Consider the following 24,119-nt stretch of genomic DNA (forward strand, 5'->3'; position numbering starts at 1 on the left):
GCGTCACACGGCTCCGCCCCTCGCCCGGGTTTTACCCCCCGGTGCCCGTCCGCTTGACGTGGTGGATGCCGAGCAGCTTGTTCCAGAGCTCGTAATCGACTTCCCTCTTCAGCACGTACCAGTGCACGTCATCCGCGAACATGCCCGCGCGGCCGAGGATCTCGCCGCGCTCGCGATGCCGGATATCCATGTACGTCGCATTTTCGAGGAGCGGGGTGCCGGGCGGCAGCACGCGCAGCTCCCGCAGCTCGTCGGCGGTCAGATCGGGCAGCGCATCGTGGGCCTCCTTGATGTCGTAGGCGCTGTGCCCCTCTTCTTTCTCCGGGTGCGGCACGTCCTTTCCGATGTTTTGCCCGGCGAGCGCGGTCGGGTTGAGGTCGTGGAGGTATTCCTCGGGATGCTTGTCCGGCGTCGTGGCCTGGGGTGGCTTCGGCTGCTTCACGTCGTCCTCCTCCCCGCGTTCGTCTCGCGGCAAAAGCGGACGTGGTGCCATGGCCTTCCCGATACAAGCGGCGTGGCGTGGCTCGGCTCGACCGCCGCGCCTTCCACTCAACTCAGGCGAACATGGAACGGACGCATCACGTCGCAGACCATTCCGTGATATTTCAGCAGGCCGGCGTCGAGCGTGACCAGGGCCGCGCCGCGCTGGAACGCGACCCAGAGATACACGAGATCCGTCGCATTCGTGAACGGCGAGCGATTCCGCATGTGACGCTCGAGGCGCTCGAAGAACGCGTCGATCTCCGCGACGCTCGTGATCGGCACGAGCTCGACGTCGAGCTTCTCGAAGAGGTCGTCCATGCCCCGGCGCGAGGGCGCGATCACGAACCGCCCGAGCTTCTGGGCGGCGGCGCGTACCTCGATCCAGAGCTCCGGGGGCGCGAAGACCTCGGCCTGTCCGGCCGCGTGCGCGGCGCGCAGGCGATCGAGGAAATCGACCGCGTCCGCATGGCCGGGGTCGGCTTCCTTCATCGCGGCGACGAGCACCGAGCTATCGAGGACCAGGCGGACGCTCACACAGACGACCGCGACCCTAGCACCGCCGCGGCCGGCCCGTCGAGCCGCACCTCGCCCGCGGCGAGGCCCTCCCGCACGGCCTCGCCCCCCGCGCCGCCGAAGCGGGCCTCCTCGGTCGCGAGAATGAGCTGAGAGGACAACCCCTCCGGCAGCTTCTGCCGCAGCCGCCCGCGTACGTTCACCCAGACGGACACCTCCGTTCCGCCGCCCCGCCGCGTGAGCACGAGCGCGTCCTCACCCACGGCGCGGGCCTCGAACGCGCCCCTCTCCCGCGCGCGCAGCGCCGGGTGCTCGGCGCGCAAATGCAAGAGCTCGCGATACAGCTCGCGCACGCCGGCGTGCTCGGGCGTATCGCGCTCCTCGTACGAGAGTTTTGATGCGAGGAACGTCGACTCCGCCTGCGGATCGGGGATCTCGGCGCCCTGAAACGACGTGAACGCCGAAAAGTCCTTCCGGCGCCCCTCCGTCACGAGGCGGCCGAGCTCCGCATTGTGATCGGTGAAGTACTGGAACCGCGTCTTCGCGTTCCACTCCTGCCCCATGAAGAGCAGCGGTACGTAGGGCGAGAGCAAGAGCAGCGCGCTCATGGCCCGGAACGCCGCGGGGCTCACGCTCTCGCCGAGGCGATCGCCGAACGCGCGATTGCCGATCTGATCGTGATTCTGGATGCAATGGACGAACCCCGTGAGCTCGAGGGATCGCGGGGACGTTCCGCGCGGCTTGCCCGTCCGCGGTGAGGTTTGTCCTTGATAGTACCAGCCCTCGTTCAGGGTCCGGGCGATGTCCGCGGCGCTCCCCGAAAAGTCCTGGAAATAACCGTCCTTGTCCCCGGCGAACGCGCGGCGCATCTGGTGGTGAAAATCGTCGGCCCAGACCGCGTCGAGCCCGAGCCCGCCCTTGCCCACGGGCCGCACGAGGCGCTCGTCGTTGCGCTCGTCCTCGGCGATCACCACGATTCGCTTTCCTCCGCCCGCGCGGCGGGCGCGCTCGGCGATCTCGCGCAGGATGTGCGGATCGCCGTCGTCGCGGATTTCGTGGGTCGCGTCGAGCCGGAGCCCGTCGGCGTGATAGTCACGAATCCACATCTCCGCGCTGCGCGCGACGAGCTCCCGGACGGGCCTCGCGTCCTCGCCGTCGACATTGAGCCCTTCGCCCCACGGCGTCTGGTGCCGGTCCGTGAAATAACGCCGTGTGTAGGCGCGGAGGTAGTTGCCGTCGGGCCCGAGGTGGTTGTAAACGACGTCGATGAGCACGGCGAGCCCGTGCGCGTGCGCCGCGTCGATGAGGCGCATGAGCCCGAGCGGGCCCCCGTAGGAGACCTGCGGCGCGTAGAGACAAACCCCGTCATAACCCCAGTTCCAGCGCCCGGGAAAACTCGCGAGCGGCATCAGCTCGATCGCCGTGATGCCGAGCGCGCGAAGCTCGGAGAGGTGCGGAATCAGCGCTTCGAACGTGCCCTCGGCCGTCGCCGTGCCCACGTGGATCTCCTGAATGACGAGATCGTCGATGCTCACCCCGCCGAATTCCTTGTCGCTCCACGCAAAGAAGAATCGCCTGGCCTCCGACGGCCCGTGCACGCCGAACGGCTGCGAGCGTGAATACGGGTCGGGAAATGGGCCCGTACCACCCACGCCGAACTTGTAGAGCACGGAGGCCAAGGGCCCGGACGTGCCCACGCGCGCCCGGAAAAACCCGCCCGGCTCGGCCTGCATCGGGAGACGTACCCGTTCGGTCACGGCGTCCGCGTCGTACAGGACGACCTCGGCGCGATCATGATCCGGGGCCCAGATGCGGAAAACGACGTCGTTTCCCTCGAACGAGGCGCCGAGCGGAGGGATGTTCGTCTGGTTCTTCATGACAATCCCTCGTTTCCACCTGCCTTTCGAGAGAGCAGCGCCACGGGGAATGCGCCGAGCACACGCGAGAGCGGCAGCCCGAGCCCAGCGTCCGCGGGCGCCGCTTCGATCGTCTCGCCGGTGAAGAGGTTTTCGTACACGGACGGCGTGGACCCGCCGGAGGGCGGATCGATCGGGAGCGTGGTCTCGCCCCAGATGGCTCCGAGCGGCGGCTCGCTGCGCCCGTTCGAGAGCCGCGCGGTGAGCCGCGGGGCCACGACGAGGATCTCCTGGTCCTTGTTCCGCCGCGCGAAGGCCACCACGTGGTCCTTCCCGGGCCCCGAAGCCCCGAGCGGCACGTACGCGCCCTCCGGACTGAAGAGCGCACGCCATTGCCTCCGCGCTTCGAGGGCGACGCGGGTGACGTAGAGCTTGATGCGGCCGTCGCTCGCATGCGCGACGAGAGAGCGCGCGAGCTCCGCCCGGGATTCGGGCGCGCGCCGTCGCTCCTCGATCTCCGCGAGGATTTGCTTTCGAATCCCGAAATCGACAGGGCGGCGGTTGTCCGGGTCGACCAGGCTGAAATCCCAGAGCTCGTTGCCCTGATAAATGTCCGGCACGCCGGGCGAGGTGAGCTTCAAGAGGACCTGCGCGAGCGAGCCCCACATGCCGTGGTAGGCCACGGTGCGCGCGAGCGGGAGCAGCGCTTCGCGGAACGCGCGCGTCTCCGGATTGTCGGCCAGCGTCTTGCGGACGAAATGCTCGACGGCCGCGTCGTACGTGGGATCCGCGTTGGTCCACGAGGTATTGACCTTCGCCTCCTTCGTGGCCTTGTGCATGTATTCGACGAGCCGCTCGACGTACGCGGGCGAAGCCGACGCGGCGCCGAACGGCCAGGTCCCGAGCAAGGTCTGATAATAAAGGTACTCCTCGTTGCGATCCGGCGCCGAGATCCCCTCGAGCTCCTCGCGAAACGGCGCGGTCGCCTCGGCCAGGCGATACAAGGTGCCCGCCCAGTCCGAAGGCAGCTCCGAGAGCACGTTGATGCGGGCGCGGACGTCCTCGCTCCGCTTCGTGTCGTGCGTGCTGGTGGTGAGCATCGACGAAGGCCAGAGCCTCTGGCGGGCCTCGTTCCCGCGGTGGAGCTCGTCCACGGTGATGCCGAACCGCTCCGGCTCGCCGCCGACCTCGTTGAGCGAGACCAGGCGATTGTACACGTAAAACGCCGTGTCCTCCAGCCCCTTCGCGGTCACGGGCCCCGTGAGCTGCTGGAACCGCATCACGAAATCACGGCGGCTCGAGAGCTCCTGCTCGGAGAGGTGCGGTGGGCGTTCGAGCAGGAGAATGCCGCCCAGAAACGAATAGACCGAGGCGTCCATCGTGGGATTGCGCCGCCGCGCCGCCCGAAGCGCCGCGCGAATGGCTGCGGCGTCACGCGGCGCCACGCTTGTCGTGCCTTCGTGGAGGTACGTCCGGTACACCGGGAAACACGCGATGACCTCGCGCAGCGCGTCCGTGAGCGTGCCGAGCGTAAAATCGCGCGTGTGCCGATCCCGCTCGGAGATACGATTGAGCGCGCTCGCGAGGACGTTGAGCTCGCTCGCGAGCGAGCTCTCCAGGATGACCTTCTTTTTCTGGTAGGCGAGCGTCCCGAAATCGAGGTGCAGCCCGGTAAAACCCTCATAAATGGACGTGACCGTACGCTCGGCGCTCCGGTCCACGAAAAGCGCCGAGGCGAGAGCCGCGAAATCATAACCGCTCGTCCCCTGGACGGCCCAGTCGCGCGGCAGCTCCTCGCTGCGCGAGAGGATCTTCTCCACGGCGATGTACAGGGGCCGCGGCGGATCTTCCGGGCGCTTCTCGGCGTCCCGATCGAAGCGGCTCAGGAGGAGCGATTGTAAGGCCGCCGCCGCGCCCCTGCCGTCCTCGGTCCCCGAGAGCTCGCGGCGCACGCGGTGAAGGAAAAACGTGCGCTGGAGCCGGCAGAAATACGTGGAGGGCGCCCAAAGGCCGTCCGGGTGATCGATCCGGAGCCCCGTGACCTTTCCCTCGTCCATGAGCTGGAACAAAAGCCGGTGCGCCTCCTCGAAGACCGCGGGGTTTTCCATGCGGATCGCCCCGAGATCGTTGATGTCGAAGAAACGCCGGTAATTGACCTCCTCGGCGGCGACGCGCCAGTAGCTCAGCCGGTAAGCCTGGTTCTCGAGGAGCGCGTCGAGCGCGTCGAAGCTCCGCGGCTCGCCCTTTTGCCCGTTCATCACGCGGATCTGCTCCTCGATCGCTCGCGCCACGGCGGGCGACTCGGCGACGAGGGCCGCGAGCCTCCGCTTGAGAATCTCCTTCTCGCGCCGGCGCTCGATGACCTTCGACCGATGCGTCTCGCCCTGCGGCGGTAGATTCCCGAGGCCCGTGATGATGCTCATGAGCTCGAGGACCACGTCGTCCTCCTCGCCGAGCGCGCGGGCGAGCGAAGGCACGATGGGCTCCAGGATGAGCGGGAACGTCCGCGGAGAGAGCGGCAAGGGATTGCCATAACAACGAACGAAGAACGCGCCGTGATCGAAGGAGAGCTGGAGATCACCGTTCTCCAGCACCTTGCCGTAATGCTCCCCGAGCACGGGCAGGAGCACCCGGCGCTCGAGCTCGCTCTTCATCGGGTGCCAGTCGATGTCGAAAAATGGCGCGTAGAGCGAGCTCGGACCATTTTCGAGCACGTCCATCCACCAGGCGTTCTCCGCCGTGTGCACCCCCATGTGGTTCGGCACGAAATCGAGGAGCAGCCCCATCCCGCGAGCCGCGAGCCGCTCGTGCAGGGCGTCGAAATCGGCGCTCGTGCCAATCTCCGGGTTCAGACTGTTGTGATCGACGAGGTCGTAGCCGTGCATGCTGCCCGGCCGCGCCTTGAAGAAGGGCGACGCATACAGATCCGTCACCCCGAGCTCTTCGAGGTACTCCACGATGGCCGCGGCGTCCTGGAACGTGAACGTGTGGTTCAACTGGACACGATAGGTCGCCCCGGGCACGCGCGCGCCCGCGAGGATCTTTTCGTAAAGCCCCTCCGCAGGGTCGGCTCCGGCCGCCTTCGGGCTCTGCGGGGGCGCCTTGTCGGTCGAATCCATCTGCATCATGGTCATCCCTCAGATCACGCTCTTCGCGCCGGGCTCTTGCTTGGGGCAGAGGCGGAGCACCGCCATCGAGCGCGACTCGAGGACGTAGGACTCGCCGGCCCGGGTCGGCAGGCCGATCTCGGGCGCCGCCGCGGTGCGGGTATCGATCACGACCTCCCAGCGCTCGCCCCACTCGATGGCCGGCAGGACGAACGGCAATGGCTCGTGGTGCGCATTGCAGAGGACGAGGAGCGTGTCCCCCTCGATGGGCTCGCCGTGCGCGTCGGTCGAGGGAATGGCGTCGCCGTTGAGGAACATCTGGAGCGCCCGCCCGTGCGGGTTCTGCCAGTCCTCGGCGCTCATTTCCCGGCCGTCCGGACGGAACCATACGATGTCCTTCATCTCGCTGCCGCGAATGTAGCCGCCCGAGAAAAACTTCTTCCGGTGGAGCACCGGCTGCTCGTGCCGGAACGCCGAGAGCCGCCGGACGAACTCCAGCATCGATCGCTGCCGCGCGCCGATCTCCCAGTCGTGCCAGGAGAGCTCGTTATCCTGGCAATACGCATTGTTGTTCCCGCGCTGGGTCCGGGCGATCTCGTCGCCGCCGCAGATCATCGGCACGCCCTGCGAGATCATCAGGGTCGTGAAGAAGTTCCGCATCTGCCGATCACGCAAGGCCACGACGGCCGGATCGTCGGTCTCGCCCTCGACGCCGTGGTTCCAGCTATCGTTGTTGTCGGCTCCGTCGCGGTTTTCCTCGCCGTTCGCCGCGTTGTGCTTGTGGTTGTACGTGACGAGATCACGAAGCGTGAAGCCGTCGTGGGCCGTGACGAAATTGATGCTGGCCGTGGGCCGCCGCCCGCCTCCCTCGTACAGATCACTCGACCCCGTGAGCCGAAACCCGAGCTCGGCGGTGATCGCGGCGTCGCCCTTCCAGTAGCGGCGCACGGCGTCGCGATAACGGCCATTCCACTCGGTCCACAGGACCGGGAAATTGCCCACTTGATAGCCGCCCTCGCCGACGTCCCAGGGTTCGGCGATGAGCTTTACCCGCGAGAGGATCGGGTCCTGGTGGATGATGTCGAAAAACGCGCTCAGCCGATCGACGTCGTGCAGCTCGCGGGCGAGCGTCGAGGCGAGATCGAAGCGGAACCCGTCGACGTGCATCTCCGTCACCCAGTACCGCAAGCTGTCCATGACGAGCTTGAGCGTCTGCGGGTGCCGCATGTTGAGCGAGTTCCCCGTGCCGGTATAATCCATGTAATAACGCGGATCCCCGGGGACGAGGCGATAATACGTGGGGTTGTCGATGCCCTCGTAGCAGAGCATCGGCCCGAGGTGGTTGCCCTCGGCGGTGTGGTTGTAGACGACGTCGAGGATGACCTCGATCCCGGCTGCGTGGAGCGTCTTCACCATCCGCTTGAACTCGGCGACCTGCTCGCCCCGCCGGCCCATCGAGGCATACCGGCCCGCCGGCGCGAAATAGGAGAGCGTGTTGTACCCCCAGTAATTCCTGAGCCCCCGATCGACGAGCATCTTGTCGTCGACCATCTCGTGCACGGGCAAGAGCTCGACCGCCGTGACGCCGAGCTTCTTCAGGTAGGAGATCACGGGCTCGGAGGCGAGCGCCGCGTACGTGCCCCGGCTCCCCTCGGGGATATCGGGGTGCCGGATGGTGAAACCTTTGACGTGGAGCTCGTAGATCACGGTGTCCCGCCACGGCGTCCGCGGGTGTTTGTCGTTCTCCCAGTCGAAGACGTTGTCGACGACGACGGCCTTCGGCGCGCCCCAGGCATTGTCCTCCTCGCACATCGCGAGGTCCTGATCGGGGTGGCCGAGCTTGTAGGGGAACATCGGCGCCCGCCAGTCGACCTCGTTGGCGACGGCCTGGGCATATGGATCGCAAAGCAGCTTGTGCGGATTGAACCGGAGGCCCCGCATCGGGTCGTAGGGGCCATGGACGCGATACCCGTAGAGCTGCCCCGGGCGGAGCGCCGGGACGTACCCGTGGAATACGTGCGCGGTGCGTTCCGGAAGGACGATACTTTCCCGCTCGGACCGGTCGTCGGGATTGTCGAACAGGCAAAGCTCGACCCGCTCGGCGTTCTCCGAGAAGACGGCGAAGTTCACGCCGAATCCGTCGTAGAAGGATCCAAGGGGGTACTCGCGACCGGGCCAGAAGCGTGCAGGCATGGAGTCCTGTCCATAGCATCCACGCTGGAACGCGGTATCCCGGGCGCCCTCGGGGAAATCCCTCATCACCGTCCGGGCGAGCCCGCACGACCGATGACGCGCGAAGGACTCCCGCACGGCTCGCCCCACGGCTCGACGACGGACGCGGCATCACGCATGTTTTCCCCTCAAAGGGAGCGAATGCGCCGTGGGGTGGAGGCGCCGCCAGCATGCTGTGAAGAGCATATCGGGGGACCGATCGCGAATCTCCGCGACTGCGGACGAGACGGCCCGGCGGCAATGGTTCGCCGGGAAGGCGGTCGTGCGACCGCTCGTCGTCGGGGCGCTCGTCGTCGGGATCTTTCTTCTGGATCTCGCGGCTCCCCTCGGAATCTCGATTCCATTGGGGTACGTCGTGCCCGCCTGCCTCGCGTTATGGCTCCCCTGGCGCGGCGCCGCGCTCTTCGTCGTCGGGGTATGCACCTTGCTCACGGCGCTGGGGTTCTCTCTGTCTCCGAACACCTACGACGTTCCCCCGTGGGTCGACGCCACGATGCGCATCTCGACCATGGCCGTCCTCTGGCTCTCGGCGGCGTTCGGCGTGCAATGGCGGCGCGCCGCCGAGCGCATGGGCGAGGCCGCTGCGCAAAGCGCGCGGGAGGCCGCCGAACGGAAGCGCATCCAGGAGGCGCTGGAAGCCCAGAACTCACACCTCCGCCTGCTCGCCAAGGCGGCCGGGCGCCTCGTCCTCAGCGACGAGCCCGTGGAGCTGCTCGAGCCGCTCTTTGCGGAGCTCGGCGCCGAGCTCGACGTGGAGCTTTACTTCAATTACATGACGGGGCCCATGCCCAGGATGCTCGAGCTCGAATCGAGCGGGGGGCTCACGGCCGGCCAGCGCAAGCGATACCACTTCCTCGAGTTCGGTGAGTTCCTGTGCGGCACGGTGGCCGAGTCGGGCAAGCCCCTGATCCTCGAAGACCTCCAGCACTCGACGTACCCCGGGGCCGGGCCGCTCAAGGGGGTCGGCGTCCAGGTATACGCAGGGTTTCCCCTCGTCGCTCACGGCCGCGTGCTCGGCACGCTGGCCTTCGCGACCAGCCGGCGCACGCAGTACACGGATGACGAGCTCCGGCTCATGAGGACGCTCAGCGATCAGGTGGCCGCGGTGATCGATCGCGGTGAGCTCGTCCGCAAGCTCAAGGAGAGCGAGCGGGCCGCGCAGCGCCACCTCGCCGAGTTCCAGAGCGTTTACAAGAATTCCCCCGCGGGCCTCTGCGTCCTCGACACCGAATGCAGGTACGTGAACATCAACGAGACGCTGGCCCGATACAATGGCGCCCCCGTCGCCGCCCACATCGGTCGCACGTTATGGGAGATGGTGCCCGGCACGGCGGGGCCCATCGAAGCCGTGCTTCGTCACGTCCTCGAGACCGGCGAGAGCTCGATGGACAACGAGTATCGGATGGAAACCGCGGGGCAGCCCGGTACTTTGCGGGATTGGATCGCGAGCTTCGTCCCGATCAAGGACGCCTCGGGCGTCGTGCAGGGCGTCAACGTGACGGTGCAGGAGGTCACCCGGCTCAAGCAGATCGAGCGCGCGCTGCGCGAGGCGGGGCTCGCGCTCCGGGAGGCCGACCGCCGCAAAGACGAGTTTCTGGCCATGCTCGGGCACGAGCTCCGAAACCCTCTCGCCCCCATTCGTACGGCCGTGAAGGTTCTCGACATGCAGGCGGGCCGCTCGCCGGAGGCGCGCCAGACGCTGGCCATGATCGAGCGGCAAGTCGCGCACATGGCCCGGATGATCGACGACCTCCTCGACGTGTCGCGCATTTCCCGCGGCAAGCTGGAGCTGCGCAAGGAGCCTTGCGACGTCGCGCAGATCGTCCGCGACGTCGCCCATGATTACGAGTCCATCGTGTCGGGCAATGGCCTCACGCTCTCTGTCTCCCTGCCGGAGGAGCCCCGCTGGGTGGAGGGGGATCCCACGCGGCTCTCGCAGGTCGTCGGCAATTTGCTGCACAACGCCATCAAATTCACCGACCCGGGCGGGCAAATTCACGTGCAGATGAATGACGACACGGAGACGAACGAGGTCTCCATCATGGTCAGCGATACCGGCATCGGCATGGATGCGCCCATGCTCGGGCGGCTCTTCGAGACGTTCAGCCAGGCCGATCGCAGCCTCGACCGTTCACGCGGCGGGCTCGGGCTCGGGCTCGCCGTGGTCAAGGGGCTCGTCGAGCTGCATGGCGGCACCGTCGAGGCCCATAGCGCGGGGCTGGGAAAGGGCTCGACGCTCCGCGTGCGGCTCCCGCTCTCGGCGGAGGCCGCGCTCGGCGCCCCGCCTCCCTCGGCCCCTCTGCCCCGACAAACCGACGGCCCCTTGCGCATCCTCGTCATCGAGGACAATCGCGATACCGCGGACATCCTACGGAATCTGCTCGTGCTCCTCGGATATCGCGCCGAGGTGGCGTACACGGGCCCCGACGGAATCGAGGCGGCGAAGCGGCTACGCCCCGACGTGGTGCTCTGCGACCTCGGCTTGCCGGACATGGATGGATTCGCGGTGGCGCGCGCGCTGCGCGCGATGAGCGTGACGGCGACCAGCTATCTCATCGCGCAGACCGGATATGGCGGCGCCGAGGATCGGCGACGCACGCTCGCCGCGGGATTCGATGTCCACATGACGAAGCCGATCGATCCCGCGGAGCTCGAGCGGGTCCTCTCCTCCGTGGCGGAAATGCGCCACGAACGCCCGCGGGCCGCCCCGCGCAGGCAGGCGCGGCGTTCGGCCTGAGCGGCCGAAATGGCAGGCTGACAGCGATTCTCGCTTGACAAACGCGGCCCGATCGCTTCCCGTCGCGCCATGGTTCGTCGGCTCGCGGCTGCGATGACCTTGATCCTCTCGTTTTCACCGGCAGTCGCCTGGGCGGCCGGCAGTGAGCTCGCCGAGCTCGCGGAGCGCACGAAGCCTTCGGTCGTGCTTCTCACGGTGGAAGACGCGACGGGCCACGAGGTCGGGACCGGGACGGGCTTTTTCGTTTCGCCGGACGGACGGATCGTCACGAACCACCACGTCGTGGACGGCGCCGCGAAGGTGACGGCGACGCTCGCCGACGGCTCGAAGCTCGCGGTCCTCGGGCGCCTCGGCGACGACGAGGACCGTGACATCGCCATTCTGAAGGCGGACGGGGCGGGGCTATCGGCGCTCTCGCTCGGGGATTCGAGCGGCGTCGCGCCGGGCGACGAGGTCGTGGTCATTGGCAGCCCCCTGGGGCTCTCGGGGACGCTCACGGTGGGGATCGTCTCGGCGAAGCGTGAGCGTGGCGTGGGCAAGGAAATCGACCGCGCCTCGGAGCTCGAATCGTGGGGCCTCCAGATCACGGCCGCCATTTCTCCGGGCTCGAGCGGCTCCCCCATCATGACGAGGCGCGGCGAGGTCGTCGCCGTCGCGGTCGGTACGCTCAATCAATCGCAGAGCTTGAACTTCGGCATCCCGATCGAGGTGGTGAAGGGAATGCTCGAAAAGCTCGGCCCGGCGGCGCCCGTGATCCCGTTCGAGAGCAATCCGGAGCAGAACGTGCTCCGCAACTTGTTGATATCGGCGGCCGTGATCGGGGGGCTCGTCGTCGTGGTCGCCATGTGGAGCTTCGTGACCACGCGCGGATCACGTCCGAGAGCGCGCCAGGGGAATTAGACCCGGACGAATCCGATCAAAACGGGAGCCCGCTCGGCTTTTCCGTGTTGTTGCTCACTACCAGTGGTAACATCGCGCGCCGGGGGGGTCATGAAAGCCGGAGACTGCATCGGGGGAGACTATCGCCTCGTCCGTCCACTCGGCGAGGGGGCGATGGGGTCGGTATGGGAGGCCCAGAACGAGCGCACCGGGCGTCGCGTCGCCATCAAGCTCATTCTGCGGCCGAGCGCGGACCTCCGCCTTCGCCTCAGCCGCGAGGCGCGCGCATTCAAAAGTTTGTCCCATCCGAACATCGTCGACGTCTACGACGCCGGCGAAACGTCCGCGGGGGACCCATTTCTCGTGATGCAGCTCCTCTCGGGGGAGACGCTCGCGGATCTTCTCGAGCGAGAGCGCAGGCTCCCGTCGAAGCAGGCCGCGAGGATCGGCCGAGACGTCGCGCTCGCCCTCGCGGCAGCGCACGAGGCCCGCATCATTCACCGCGATCTGAAGCCGGAGAACGTATTTCTCCACCGGGAATCGAGCGCCGACGGCTTCGTCGTGAAGGTGCTCGATTTCGGCGTGGCCAAGCAGCTCGATACCAAGGACTGCGTCCGCACGGTCACGGGCGTGATGGTAGGCACGCCGGGGTACATGAGCCCCGAGCAGGTGCTTTGCGTCGAGGATCTCGATTTCCGCACGGATGTGTGGTCGCTGGGCGTCGTCCTGTACGAAATGCTCACGGGCGTACGGCCCTTCAAGGGCAACGTGGACGTCCTCTTCCAGCAGATCCTGACGGCCGAGATCCCGCCGGTCGCGAGCCGCGTCCGCCACGTCGATCCGCGGCTCGCCGACCTCGTCGATCGCTGCCTGCAGCGCGACCGGGCCAAACGTATTCAGTCCGCCGCGGCGGTCGCGGCGCTGCTCGCGCCGCTCGCGGGCCCGCGCGAGGCCGTGCCCCTCCTGGATCCGGCGCTCGAGGTCCCCATTCCGTCGACGCTCCCGCGCCCGGACGTCTTGCCGCAGACCCAGAAATTCACGCTCGCCATCGACGGCACGACGCCCGAGGAGGCCGAGGCGCCGACGCAGGTCGGGGAAGTCGCCTTGAATGGCACGGTCATCCTTCCACCCGGGGCGAGTACGAAGACCGACGGGGACAAGGAAAGGCCCGCCCCCCCGGCATTCGATGGCCCGCGGGCGCCGTGGCGGGATGCGTCCCTGAGCGCCATTCTCACCGCGACCACGACGCAGGTCTCCGCCACGGCCGAGAATCGCACCGCGCCGAGCACCACGGTGACCGTGGGAGCCATCACGGTGTCGGCCGGGACCGAGCCTTCGGACGGTGCATCGCAGAGGCAACGGCGAAAGCGTCAGGTGATGCGCCGGGGCGTGCTCTTGCTCCTGCTCTTGGCCGCGCCGGTCTTGATTTTCATCGTGGCGTCAGGGACAACCACGACGAAGCCCGCGGACAGCGCCGCCCCGGGCGAGACGATCGCGCTCCCCTCGCCGCCTCCTCCGCTCGCGCCGGACGACGTGGCGCGGACCGCGCCGGCGCCCGTATCCCTGCCGGAAGCCGACCCCGCGCCGCCTTCGTCCACGGACGCAGGGGCCACGAAGAGCGCCTCTGGCCCGGACAAACGTAGCGCATTGCCCGCCCGCGGCGGGAGCAAGCCGCCGGTCGATCCGCCATCGTCGCGCGCCGCCACGCCGAAGGCGAAATCCCCCGCCCCGAGCGCGAAGGCGCCCGCGGGCGCGAAGCCGTGCCCTCGATTCTTCCCGAATTGCAAGCGCTGAGCGGGCGAGTTCTCCGCATAGGCGCTCGATTCATCGTCAATTCGTGTTATCCTGCCGCATGGGTGGGAGCATCGAAAGGACCCTACGAGCGCAGTATCTCTTCCCGCTCGTCCTGGGGCTCGCCGTGCAGAGCGCCGCGTTTCCCGCGGCGGCGGATCCCCCGCCGTCTTCGGAGGCCTCGTCCTCCCCCGCCGATGTGGCCCGGGCGCATTACGTGCGCGGCAAGGACGCGGCGAGGGCGAAGCAATGGCAGGCCGCCCTCGACGAGCTGAGATCCGCCTGGCGCATCATGCAGCATTTCCAGATCGCCGGGACGCTCGGATGGGTCGAGCTCGAGCTCGGCCACCACCGCGACGCCGCGGAGCACCTCTCGTATTTCTTGCGGCACGCCGAGGACGTGGCAGCCGACGAGATGAAGGCCACCTCCGAAATGCTGTCCGAGGCGCGCGCCAAGGTCACGGAGCTGTCCGTGCAGTCGAACGTGACGGGCGTCCATTTGATCGTCGACGGCGAGGAAATGCGGTGGCCCGAGGCGAACGCAGGCGTGTTCGTCGAGCCCGGGAGGCGGACGCTCGAGGCGCGGCTCGGCGAGCGTTCGTCGGGGCCGGTCGTGATCGAGGCCAAACCCGGGGAATCGCAGCTCTTGCGGCTGGATCTTCCGAAGAAGGAAGCGCCGCGCGGGGTACTCGCGCAAAAGGAAAACGCGGACGCGAAGGCGCCGGGCCCGATGCGTTCGATGCGCAAGCCGCTGCTCGTCGCGGGCGGCGTGACCGCGGGGGTCGGGATCCTGGGCGGTGTCGTGTTCACGGCCCTTTCCAAGGGGCGCGCCGGCGAGGCGGCTGCCATGGCGCAGTCCCTTTCCGGCGAGAAGGACGATTACTGCACGTCGAATCCCGGCGCGGGCGCGTGCCCCGATCTCGTTCGCCTGAAGAACGAGCAAAATCAGTTCGGCGAGGCCGCGCTGTGGAGCTTCGTCGGAGGAGGCGTCATCGCCGTCGGGACGCTCGTGTACGGCCTCTCGGCGCCGAAGCGTGGCGCGACGGGCTCGGTGTACGCGCTCCCCGCGGTGTCCTCGCAGGGGGGCTCGCTCGTGGTTCTTGGGACCTTTTGAGGAAAAACGAAGATGAGTGTGGAGAATGGGGGAGGTTCGAGGCCCATGCGCCGTCATTCTTTGACGTCCACGCTGGCGATGCTCGCCTGCGCCGCGGGCGCCCTTGCGCTCGGTGGCTGCGGGCTCGACGTGTTCGCCGATTGCAGCGTCACGAAGACTTGCGCCGGCCAGGCGAGCTCGCAGGCGGTATGCCCCCTCGACGGGGATCCGAGCCGGCCTGCGGCGTGCGGGCTGTACGTGGCGGCCTCGGGCGACGACACGAACCCGGGGACGGCCGAGCGCCCGCTGCGGACGCTGCGCGCGGCCGTGGACAAGGTGCAAAAGCAAGGGGCGCGGCCCATTTACGCGTGCGCCGAGACGTTCATCGAGCCGCTCGCGCTCCGCGGCGGCGAGGTGCTCCACGGCGGATACAACTGCACGGGCGGCTCGCCGTGGACCACGCAGGTCGGCATGACGACGCTGTCCGCGAGCGCAAACGAGGTGCCCTTGCGCGTCGGCGCGGCAGGACCGACGGTCGTGACGAATTTCAAGGTCGTCGCGGCGGACGCGGTCCAGCATGGCGCCTCGTCCATTGCGGTGATCGCCGATCGGGCCGAGCTCGAGCTCGTCCGGTGTCACCTGGAGGCCGGCAAAGGCGCGGACGGGCTCGCCCCGCCGCCCGAGGCGAGCGGCGCGACCGCCGGATTGCCCGGGAAAATGGGGTTTGCCGCGTGCACGTATACCACGGTGCAGGAGGTCTCCTCGACGTGCGGAACGGTCGAATCGATCGGCGGATCGGGGGGGTTCGGCACGTCGCCCTGGGGAAAGGCCGGTCGCAATAGCTCGTTCGGCAAGGACGTGAGCGGCGGCCAGGGCGGGGAGCCCGAGGAATTCACGGGGACCGAATGCACACCGGGCGGGCCCGGCGTCGCCGGGAGCGTGGGCGCGCACGGCGCCCACGGCGTGGAGCCCGGGACAATCTCGGCGAATGGGTACGAGGGCGCGTCCGGGACGAGCGGCGGCGAAGGGACCGTGGGATTGGCCGGCGGCGGCGGCGGCGCGGCACTGGGCGGGTCGGGCGCGAACAAATGCCCCGCGGGGAGCACGACGAGCCACGGGGCCAGCGGCGGCAGCGGCGGGACGGGCGGATGCGGCGGGAAAGGCGGCGCAGGCGGAGGCGCGGGCGGCGGGAGCTTCGGCCTCCTGAGCATCGACGCGAGGATCTCGTCCGAGTCCGTCACGATCGTCACGGCGGGCGGCGGAAAAGGCGGCGACGGGGCCGTGGGCCAGGCGGGCGGGAAAGGCGGCACGGGTGGGTTCGGCGGCCCGCCGCCCATGATTTCTCCGCTGAAACCCGGGTGCGCCGGCGGCAATGGGGGCAAGGGTGGCGACGGCGGCCAGGGCGGCGGCGGTCGTGGTGGGCATTCGATCGGCATTGCCTATGTGGGGAATGCGCCGGCGGCCACGGGCGTCTCGTTCGAGATCGGGCTCGAGGGTCCGGGCGGCCAGGGCGGCGATCCCCAGGATCCGGCGCCCGCGGGCCTCCGCCGGGACATGCAATCGTTCGATTGATTCTCGTCAAAACGAAGTCGCCGCGCTCCCTCGGGGGCGCGGCGACTTTCCTCGCCAAACGCGTACGCTCAGAACCTCGGCGGGCCCCCGACGACGGGCGGCGGCTTGCGAGACGCTTTCGGCGACCGCGTCTTCGCTTGCTTGTTCGAGGAGGCGCCGTCCTGCTCCGCGACGCTCGCGCTGGCCTTTTCCTGCACCGGAGGCTTTTCGGAAGGCGGGCTCGGCAGAGGCAATACGTCGGGCTTCGCCACGCTCGAGGGCGCGACCTCGGCGCCGGGAGTGAGGAGCGGCGACGGCGATCCCGGTGCGGATCCGGCGCCCGGGTTCGCCCCGCGCAAAAGGTACATGCCGAAGCAACCCATGGCCACGATCGCGCCGAGCCCGGCCCAGGGCCATCGCTTCGTGGACGCTGGCGACGGCGTTTCGGCGGAGGGACCGGCCGACTCCGCCCGCGCGGGCTCCTCCCCGACGAGCAGGCTCGTGGCGGGCCCGCGATATTGATCTCGCCAGCCGCGCCCGCGCTCGGGGCCTTCGTCGCCACGCACGGGCGTCGCGCCGAAGAGCTCCCGCGCGAGCTCGTCCTCGTCGTGTGGCACGCGTTCGAGTGGAAACACCGGCGTGCCCGCCGGCTGCGGGCCGACCTCGCTCGCAGGCAAGAATCGGATCGTGACGCCATTCGGCAGATCGGATTCCCGCCCGTTCGAGAGGGCCGTCCATTTGATGTTCGAACGATAAAGGACGGCCGCGATTCGCGCCGCGCACGCCGCGATTACCTCGAACGGCGTGTCGTCGTCGTGCACGATCACGATACGCCCCGGCAGCTTGACCTCCTCGGCCACCGCCCAGCGGAGCGAGCGTGTCCCAGGCCCCGCCGAAGGCAGCCCCTCGAAGCTGGCCTTGTACGCTTGCAAGAGGGGCAACGCCGCGGCCGGATCCTCGCCGCATCGAGCATAGGTGTGATACCAGCCATGGCCCTCGGCCGTCGTCGCCGTACGCTCGAGGAGCCGCGCCCGGAATTCGAGCGCGGCGCGACACACGAAGGCCGCGTCGAGATCACGCTCGATGGCCACGATCGCGTGCGAGAATGGCGGGTCTTGACGGCCGGCGTGGTCGCGGGCGCCGCGGATGCGTAGCCCGAAGATGAGCGCCACGCCGCCGCGCCCCGGCTCGTGTTGCGTATCGTCGCGGGAGAGGTTCCCGATGGCGAACGCGCAATCGCTCGTCGTCCGCGGCTCGATGTACTTGAGCAGCCGCGAAAGATGGCCGAAATGCTGCCGGGACAAGGGGCCCTGGGGCACCTCGGGGTGATGGATGAAATCGATCTGGTGCCCCGGAACGTTCCCGTGCAGGAAGTGGTACCAGGCCACGTCGGCGGGCGCCTTGTACGTCGGCGCCACGTAGCCTCCCCTTCGGCCTTCACCGCGCGCGCTCATTCAGTTCACCCGCGAAAGCTTGGGTGGCTCGGAGGACCCGTTCACCGCGGGCAGCGGGACCGTCTTCTCCGATTTCTCCACCTTCGACGTGTCCGACAGGTCCTTCACCATGCGCTGCAAGAGCTGCGAATCGTAGGCTTGTTTCGGGAGGATCCGCTCCACGAAATGCGAGAATAGGAGGTGGGTCGAGTGCCCGTAGTTCGCGGAGCCGACGAAGACGCGGATGTCGAGCTGCATCGAGTACTTCGTGAGGTTCTCGATGAGCGGGGCGTAAAGCTTCTTCGCTTGCTCCTCCACCTCGAGCGGCGTGCCCGAGAGCAGATCGCTCTTGTTGATGAAGAGCACCACGGTCTTGCACGATGCCACGGTCTTCGGGCCGAAGAAGAACTTGAGCGCCTGCGGCTGGAACTCCTGGAGCTGCTCCTGGATACGCCCGGGATCGACCTTTTTGGCGTCCTTGCCGCCGAGATCGACGACGATGAGTAGACCGTGAATCTCGTCCCCGATGAGCTCCTGCTGCGCGTCGACGATGTGCTCGCCGCCCCAGTCGCCGACCTCGAAGACGTGCTCGATGACCACGTCCTTCTGGAGCACGTGGCTCACGGTCCGCTCGTAACGGTCGATCTTGGTGCCGGCGAGGACGCCGAGGTCGATGAGCGGATTCGCCCATTTGAGGGTGAGCGAGGTTTTTCCCGTGGCCTTCACGCCGAGCGTGAGGATCTTGTATGTCTTGCGCGTGATTTTCGGCCGCTTCTCGAGCTCCGCCCGGAGCCAGAGGATTTCCTGCTCCTGATGATCGAGCCAGCCGACCTTTTTCTTGTCCTCTTCCACCGCGACGTGGAGCTTCGTCACGAGCGCCTTGTTTTCGTTCTCCAGGCCATCGACGCGCTTCCGAGCACTGATTTCGGCCTGGGTCGACCGCCGATATCGCGTCGCCGTGAACACGAGCCCTGCCAGGGCGCACGCGAGCAAGATGCACGAGGCGATGAGCATCGACATGAAAGTCCCCCGGGAATCCCCCGAATCGTCGAGGACGGGACGGCGTGCGCTCCGCGCAAGCCCGTCCGGCTCGTCCGTCGGCGAGCTCCAGTGTAGCCCAGAATTGAATCGCGGAACACAGGCTTTTGGTGGTTGTCAGGAGTCTGTCATGATCGGAATGGGTTGCCTTGTCGCGCCACGTATGGCAGAGTCGCGCCGTGGCATTCATCCGGCTGCGCTGAGCTCGGCATCCTCGTTCTCCTTGTGTCCCTGGCAAGGCCAGGTCGATGCAGCGAGCGCGTGGGTGCTTTTCCGTGCCCGCTTCCCCCCCGGGGAAGACCGGGCGCGGTGGCTCACGCCGGCAGCCTGGCAGCCACGGTGAATACGTCACACTCGTGCTGCCGGTCGTGAGGCGACGCGCTCCCGCGTCTTCCCCTTCCGTATGCGCCTCCGGGCGCGCGAAGAGGAGTTTTTCCATGACCGAACGTAGTGCTCTCTCGTCCGCGGCTTCTTCGTCCTTCGAGCCGCTCGATTCCGCCCCCGCGCTCCTCGCGGCCGCTCGCCGCGCGGGGCTCCGGATCACGACCGAAATGGCCGATTTCGATCAAAGTGGGCTCGACTTCCTCGTGGTGCACGCCCACGACGAGGAAGGCGTGCCGTGGGTCGTGCGGACGCCGCGGCGCATGGCCGTGGTGGAGTCCGCGCGCGTCGAGGCGCGGGTGCTCGAGCTCGTGCGCGGGCGCCTACCCGTCGCGGTGCCGCACTGGCGCGTGTTCACCGAGCAGGTGATCGCCTACCCGCGCCTCGACGGCGTCCCCGCCGTCACCATAGATCCGGCGGCCGGCGTCGTCTGGAATCGTGTCGATCCGGCGGCCCCCTCGAACACGCTCATTCATTCGTTCGCCGACGCGCTCGCGGCGTTACAAAAGGTGAGCACCCGGGCGATCGAGGAGGCAGGCGTTCCGAAAAAATCCATCGACGATACCCGCGCAGAGCTCGCTCGTGCCATGGACGATACACGCGGCGTACTCGCGCCGTCGGACGTGGTCTGGGCGCGCTGGCAACGCTGGCTCGCGAATGACGCGATCTGGCCGCGTCACGTCGCCCTGGTGCACGGCGATCTCCATCCGGGTCACATGCTGCTCGACGAGGAGGGCCGCTTGACGGGGATCCTCGATTGGACCGAGGCCCACCTCGGGGATCCCTCGATCGATTTCGCGCTGTTCGTCGGCGCGTTCGGCAAGGCCGCGCTCGACGCTTGTCTCGCGCGCTTCGAGGCGGCCGGCGGCACGACGTGGAGCGGCCTTGCGGCCCACGCTGCCGAGCGCTGGGCGGCGGCTCCGGCGCTCGGGGCGAAGTGGGGGCTCACCACAGGCAACGATGGCGTGATCGAGTTCTCCCGGACGATGCTCGCGACGATCGAAAAAGAAAGCGGGTGACGATGCCGCGATTCGTGTCCGTATGTCCTGACGAACGAAACCCTCCGGCAGAAATGTGAAGCGATCCTGGCCGCATGGGTCGAAAGGCTCTTGCGGCCGCTCAGGAATCCTTCAATCGCCACGGCGGGAAGCGCCGGGCCTCCCCGGCCCGATAGAGACAAACTCGATTGCCCGCCGGATCCGTGAGGTACGCCTCGCGCCAGAGCCAGCGCTGGTCCGTGGGGAGCACGTCGAAGGTCAGGCCCGCTTTCGACAGGCGCAAGGCGGTCGCGTCGAGGTCGTCTTCCTCGAAATAGACGACCACTCCATCCTTCGCGGGGGGCGTGTCCTGTAGGTGCAGCGAGAAGGTAGCCGGCTCGCCGCCGGCCGCGTCGGGGCATTCGAAGCGCGCGTAGTGTTCGGAGCGCACGATGAGGCGCAAGCCGAGCGCCTGGTAGAACGCAATCGAGGCCGCGATGTCCGTGGCCGGCACGGTGACCTGGTTCATTCGCATGAAGCGAGTCTAGGACGGCCGGCGCCGCGGGGGCAAGCGGGTGTTCCGCGGAGCGGCCCGGTGGGGCAAAACCCCACCGGGCCCGCGGCGCGGGTCAGTCCTGAATCGCGCGGTACATCTGGATGCGCGAGGCATTGCCGCCGCTGATGGCCGGCACCTGGCATTCGAGGTAAAACGAGCTGAACGTGTACGTGTCCGAGATCGACGCGACGTTCAGGGTCTGGTAGGTCGAGCTCGATCCGGCCGAGCAGGACCACGCGCCGTTGGTCTTCGTGCCGCTCGGGTTCTTCGAGACCGCCCGGCAGCACACGTTCGCCCCGGCGTTCTGGTCGACGACGAAGACCGTGCCGCTGAGGTTCGTGGTCGTGACGCCGGTGCCAATCGGACGCTCCGTCGGGCAGATCGCCGTGACCATCGAGCCGGATTGATTCTCGGCCTCGCCGTCGGCGCGCGCGGTGAGGGCCTGGCCGCTCGTGGCGACGCAAGCCGAGCCGGGCGCGTTCTGGGTCGAGGCCGCGAGCGCGACGCCAGCGTAGAGGAGCCCTCCGACGAGGATGAGGAGACCCTTGAGGGGGGAGTGCTTCTTGTTCATCATGGCTTTCGTCCTTCGCTTTCGAATCGTCGTATCTATCTACGTTTTGAATCTTCGGTCGCTCGGCGCTCAGCGCATCGATTGGCGCGACCGGTACCCCTGAATGCCCGAGAGGCCGAGCGCGGCGCTCCCCGGGACGGTGCAATGCAGGCTGAACTGGCTCCACGTGTACGGGTCGTACAGCGACGGGAGCGCGAGCGTCTGGGAGTCCGCGCTCGCGCCGCTCGAGCAAACCGTCGTCGTCTCGATGTGCGTCCCCGTCGGGTTCTTCGACTGGAGCTTGCAGCACACGTCCTGGCTCGCGTGGCGATCCAGCACGAAGAGCCGCGGCACGTCGACCACGTTCGGATATCCGTCATCGCCCCCGGGCCGTTGCACGGGGCATACCACCTGGCCCGACCACACGCTCGAATTGAAGGCCTCGCCGTCGCCGCCGTGTTCGACCAGCGCGCTGCCGACGGACCGGCAATACGCGCCCGCCTGGTTCACCTGCTTGACCACGGTCGGGTTCACGATGCCGTTCACCCAGTCACGGAAGGCCTCGGCGCTCGTCTGGCGGTTGTAGTTCGTCGGGTTGCCCGCCTTCATCACGCCCGTCAGGCCCGAGCCGTTCCAGCAGGACGAACCCGAATCCCCCGGCAGCTCGATCTGACCGAGCACATTCGGGACCTGGAACCGGTACCACATGACCGGATCGATGGGGTCCTGGATGATGCTGAACGACGCGGTCCGGAGTTGCCCGTCCGACGGCGTCATGCACACGCCCCACTGGCAAAATTGGCCGGAGGGGCAAGGCACGGTGTCGGAGCACGTCCCGCCGGTGTCGATGGCGCCATAGCCCGCGCAAAACACGGTGTCGCCGATGAGCGACGCCGTGGTGCCCGTATAAAGCGGCAGCGACGCGACTCCCGGGTCGATCGGATTGGCGAGGCGGAGGAGCGCGACGTCCACGCCCGCGGCGGTCTGCGGGTGGAAGAGCAACTCGACGCCCACGGAGGACGTCACGCTGCCGTCGTCCTCCGTCAGCCGCGCGGTGATGGTCGCGGGATCGGTGCTCGTCCCATTCGGAAAGCAATGGCCGGCGGTGAGCACCCATTCGCGGTTGAGCAGGGTCCCCGTGCAGCCCGGCAGTCGAACCACGTTCCGCGTCCAGGTCTGCGTGCTCTGCGTCCACGGGTCCCAGACCGTGCCGTTCTTGATGGCGTCCTCGGCCTCCGCCGTGGCCTCTTCGTTCATGTCGCGCAGCTCGCCCTCGGCACATCCGCTGCCCAGGGCCGCGGTGAGCGCGAGCGCCATGAGCGTCGCTCCGCACATGCGGCGGTAGGGCGCGAACCTCTGGCTTCGTTGGTGTGTCATGACAATTGGCTCCCTCGTCCGGACGGCGACTCGATTGTCGTCCGGTCGTGCGAGGAGCCATTGCGCGAACCGTGCCAAGCCCGATCGGGGCCCGGGGCGGGGCTATCGCGCGGAGCTTCGGAGCCCGTAACGGTCGACGAGCTTGTGGAGGAACTGTCGCGAGACGGAAATCGCCTCGGCTGTGCGCGAGATGTTGCCCCCGTGCTCGCGGAGCTTCGTCGCGAGGTACTGCCGCTCGAAGCGCTCGAGCACCATCTCGCGCGCCGAGAGCAGCGGCAGGCCGAGCAGCCCGCCGAGATCACCTTCCTCGGCCTCCCGCGCCGGAGCCTCGTGCGCCTCCGGCGCGGGCGCAGGCGCGGCGGCGGCGGGCTCGGGCGAAGGCGCAGGTTCGGGCGCAGGCGCGGCGGCCGCGAGCGGCTTGCGTGCGTGGGCGCCGAGCGCCGACACCGCGAAGTCCGGGAAGAGGCAGAGGCGCGCCACCACGTTGCGAAGCTCGCGGACGTTGCCGGGCCAGTCGTGCGCGAGGAGCAAGGACATCGCGTGCGGCGGCAGATCGGCGAGCGCGCGCTTCGGCGTCTGCGCCGCGAGGAAACGCTCGACGAGCGCGGGGATGTCGTCCTTGCGCTCGCGCAGCGGCGGGATGTTCACCTCGACGACCGCGAGCCGGTAGTAGAGGTCCTCGCGGAACGATTTCTCGGCGACGCGGGCGCGGAGATCGCGGTGCGTCGCGGCCACGATGCGCGCGTCGAAGGGGCGCCACTCGACCGCGCCCACGCGCCGCACCTGCCGCGCTTCGAGCGCGCGGAGGAGCTTCGGCTGCAGATCCAGGGGGAGCTCGCCGAGCTCGTCGATGAACAGGGTGCCCCGATCGGCCTGTTCGAGCAGGCCCGCGTGCGCGGAGACCGCGCCCGTGAAGGCCCCGCGCGCGTGTCCGAAGAGCTCGGCCTCGATCAAGCTCGGCGCGACGGCGCTGCAGTCGAAGACCACGAACGGGCCGTCTTTGCGTGGGCTCGCGGCGTGGATCGCGCGCGCCAAGACCTCCTTGCCCGTGCCCGACTCGCCGAGCAGGAGCACCGTCTCCGACGACGCCGCGGCGCGCTCGAGCGCGGCGAAGAGCGCGCGCATGGGCAGGCTCTCGCCGATCGCCTCGCCGAACCGCGTGGACGGCGACAGGGGCACGATCGAAGGCGCGCCCGCGAGGTGCGTGGAGAGGCGCGAGCTCGCGAGCGTGACGACGGTGCCGAGCGGGAGGAGGACCTCCATCACCGCGAGATCGCCGATGAGCGTGCCGTTCTTGCTGCCAAGGTCACGCAGCACGACGCCTTTCCGCGTGAGACGGAGCTCGCAGTGCCGGCGCGAGACACGCGGATCCGACACGACGAGATCACACTCGGGGCTCGTGCCGACGACGAGCGTCTCCATGCCGAGCGGGGCCTCGCGCATCGTGCCGTCGGGCGCGGTCACGCGGACCCGAAGCGCCGGCATGAGCACGGCGTTTTCGGTGACATCGGAGAGCGTGCATCCAGGCTCCTCCGCCCGCGTCATCCCGCGCATCGTTGCAGATC

The 24,119-nt window shown here is 68.3% G+C and carries 17 protein-coding genes; 6 read left to right on the forward strand and 11 right to left on the reverse strand.

All coding sequences use genetic code 11. From position 1 onward, the window contains the following. Positions 1 to 31 precede the first annotated feature (31 nt). The 5 genes from QHF83_RS35115 to glgX all read right to left on the reverse strand — a co-directional run bounded on the left by QHF83_RS35115 (position 32) and on the right by glgX (position 8,152). Positions 32 to 442 carry a hypothetical protein gene (locus QHF83_RS35115; RefSeq protein WP_282422389.1) on the reverse strand — a complete coding sequence of 137 codons (411 nt, stop codon included), beginning with the start codon at positions 440 to 442 and terminating at the stop codon, positions 32 to 34. 107 nt (positions 443 to 549) lie between these two features. Beyond that, positions 550 to 1,017 (reverse strand): PIN domain-containing protein, encoded by a 468-nt coding sequence (locus QHF83_RS35120; RefSeq protein ID WP_282422390.1) that lies wholly within the window; start codon positions 1,015 to 1,017, stop codon positions 550 to 552. Further along, a complete protein-coding gene (gene treZ / locus QHF83_RS35125; RefSeq protein ID WP_282422391.1) occupies positions 1,014 to 2,873 on the reverse strand; it encodes a malto-oligosyltrehalose trehalohydrolase in 1,860 nt (619 codons plus the stop codon). Before treZ ends, QHF83_RS35120 begins: the two co-directional genes overlap by 4 nt. Continuing rightward, positions 2,870 to 5,980, reverse strand: a complete 3,111-nt coding sequence (gene treY / locus QHF83_RS35130) for a malto-oligosyltrehalose synthase (RefSeq protein WP_282422392.1) — start codon at positions 5,978 to 5,980, stop codon at positions 2,870 to 2,872. Before treY ends, treZ begins: the two co-directional genes overlap by 4 nt. Positions 5,981 to 5,989: 9 nt before the next feature. Next, a complete protein-coding gene (glgX, locus tag QHF83_RS35135; RefSeq protein ID WP_282422393.1) occupies positions 5,990 to 8,152 on the reverse strand; it encodes a glycogen debranching protein GlgX in 2,163 nt (720 codons plus the stop codon). A 301-nt stretch (positions 8,153 to 8,453) separates the two neighbouring features. Between glgX and QHF83_RS35140 the strand changes: the two genes are divergently transcribed. The 5 genes from QHF83_RS35140 to QHF83_RS35160 all read left to right on the forward strand — a co-directional run bounded on the left by QHF83_RS35140 (position 8,454) and on the right by QHF83_RS35160 (position 16,263). Beyond that, the gene (locus tag QHF83_RS35140; RefSeq protein WP_282422394.1) at positions 8,454 to 10,928 is read left to right on the forward strand and encodes an ATP-binding protein; all 2,475 of its coding nucleotides are present in this window, start codon (positions 8,454 to 8,456) and stop codon (positions 10,926 to 10,928) included. A gap of 69 nt (positions 10,929 to 10,997) precedes the next feature. Further along, positions 10,998 to 11,828: a trypsin-like peptidase domain-containing protein gene (locus tag QHF83_RS35145; RefSeq protein ID WP_282422395.1), complete on the forward strand. Its 831-nt coding sequence runs from the start codon at positions 10,998 to 11,000 to the stop codon at positions 11,826 to 11,828. 90 nt (positions 11,829 to 11,918) lie between these two features. Beyond that, on the forward strand, positions 11,919 to 13,601 hold the full coding sequence (locus tag QHF83_RS35150; RefSeq protein ID WP_282422396.1) for a serine/threonine-protein kinase: 1,683 nt from the start codon (positions 11,919 to 11,921) through the stop codon (positions 13,599 to 13,601). 58 nt (positions 13,602 to 13,659) lie between these two features. Next, positions 13,660 to 14,712 (forward strand): hypothetical protein, encoded by a 1,053-nt coding sequence (locus QHF83_RS35155; protein ID WP_282422397.1) that lies wholly within the window; start codon positions 13,660 to 13,662, stop codon positions 14,710 to 14,712. A 45-nt stretch (positions 14,713 to 14,757) separates the two neighbouring features. Beyond that, positions 14,758 to 16,263, forward strand: a complete 1,506-nt coding sequence (locus QHF83_RS35160; protein ID WP_282422398.1) for a PGRS family protein — start codon at positions 14,758 to 14,760, stop codon at positions 16,261 to 16,263. Between the two features lie 68 nt (positions 16,264 to 16,331). On the opposite strand, the gene QHF83_RS35165 is transcribed toward QHF83_RS35160, so the two are convergent. After that, the gene (locus QHF83_RS35165; RefSeq protein WP_282422399.1) at positions 16,332 to 17,660 is read right to left on the reverse strand and encodes a hypothetical protein; all 1,329 of its coding nucleotides are present in this window, start codon (positions 17,658 to 17,660) and stop codon (positions 16,332 to 16,334) included. Positions 17,661 to 17,696: 36 nt separating this feature from the next. Further along, positions 17,697 to 18,695: a hypothetical protein gene (locus QHF83_RS35170; RefSeq protein WP_282422400.1), complete on the reverse strand. Its 999-nt coding sequence runs from the start codon at positions 18,693 to 18,695 to the stop codon at positions 17,697 to 17,699. A 455-nt stretch (positions 18,696 to 19,150) separates the two neighbouring features. On the opposite strand from QHF83_RS35170, the gene QHF83_RS35175 reads away from it, so the two are divergent. Beyond that, on the forward strand, positions 19,151 to 20,113 hold the full coding sequence (locus QHF83_RS35175) for a macrolide 2'-phosphotransferase (RefSeq protein ID WP_282422401.1): 963 nt from the start codon (positions 19,151 to 19,153) through the stop codon (positions 20,111 to 20,113). Positions 20,114 to 20,213: 100 nt separating this feature from the next. Here the strand turns inward: QHF83_RS35175 and QHF83_RS35180 are convergent, their stop codons facing one another. The 4 genes from QHF83_RS35180 to QHF83_RS35195 all read right to left on the reverse strand — a co-directional run bounded on the left by QHF83_RS35180 (position 20,214) and on the right by QHF83_RS35195 (position 24,099). Further along, on the reverse strand, positions 20,214 to 20,606 hold the full coding sequence (locus QHF83_RS35180; protein WP_282422402.1) for a VOC family protein: 393 nt from the start codon (positions 20,604 to 20,606) through the stop codon (positions 20,214 to 20,216). A 94-nt stretch (positions 20,607 to 20,700) separates the two neighbouring features. After that, positions 20,701 to 21,201, reverse strand: coding sequence for a hypothetical protein (locus QHF83_RS35185; protein WP_282422403.1), 501 nt, complete (start codon positions 21,199 to 21,201; stop codon positions 20,701 to 20,703). A 66-nt stretch (positions 21,202 to 21,267) separates the two neighbouring features. Next, positions 21,268 to 22,554, reverse strand: a complete 1,287-nt coding sequence (locus QHF83_RS35190; RefSeq protein WP_282422404.1) for a trypsin-like serine protease — start codon at positions 22,552 to 22,554, stop codon at positions 21,268 to 21,270. 102 nt (positions 22,555 to 22,656) lie between these two features. After that, positions 22,657 to 24,099: a sigma 54-interacting transcriptional regulator gene (locus QHF83_RS35195; protein WP_282422405.1), complete on the reverse strand. Its 1,443-nt coding sequence runs from the start codon at positions 24,097 to 24,099 to the stop codon at positions 22,657 to 22,659. Between the last annotated feature and the right edge of the window lie 20 nt (positions 24,100 to 24,119).

Source organism: Polyangium sp. 15x6, assembly GCF_029960785.1.
Lineage (GTDB): Bacteria > Myxococcota_A > Polyangia > Polyangiales > Polyangiaceae > Polyangium.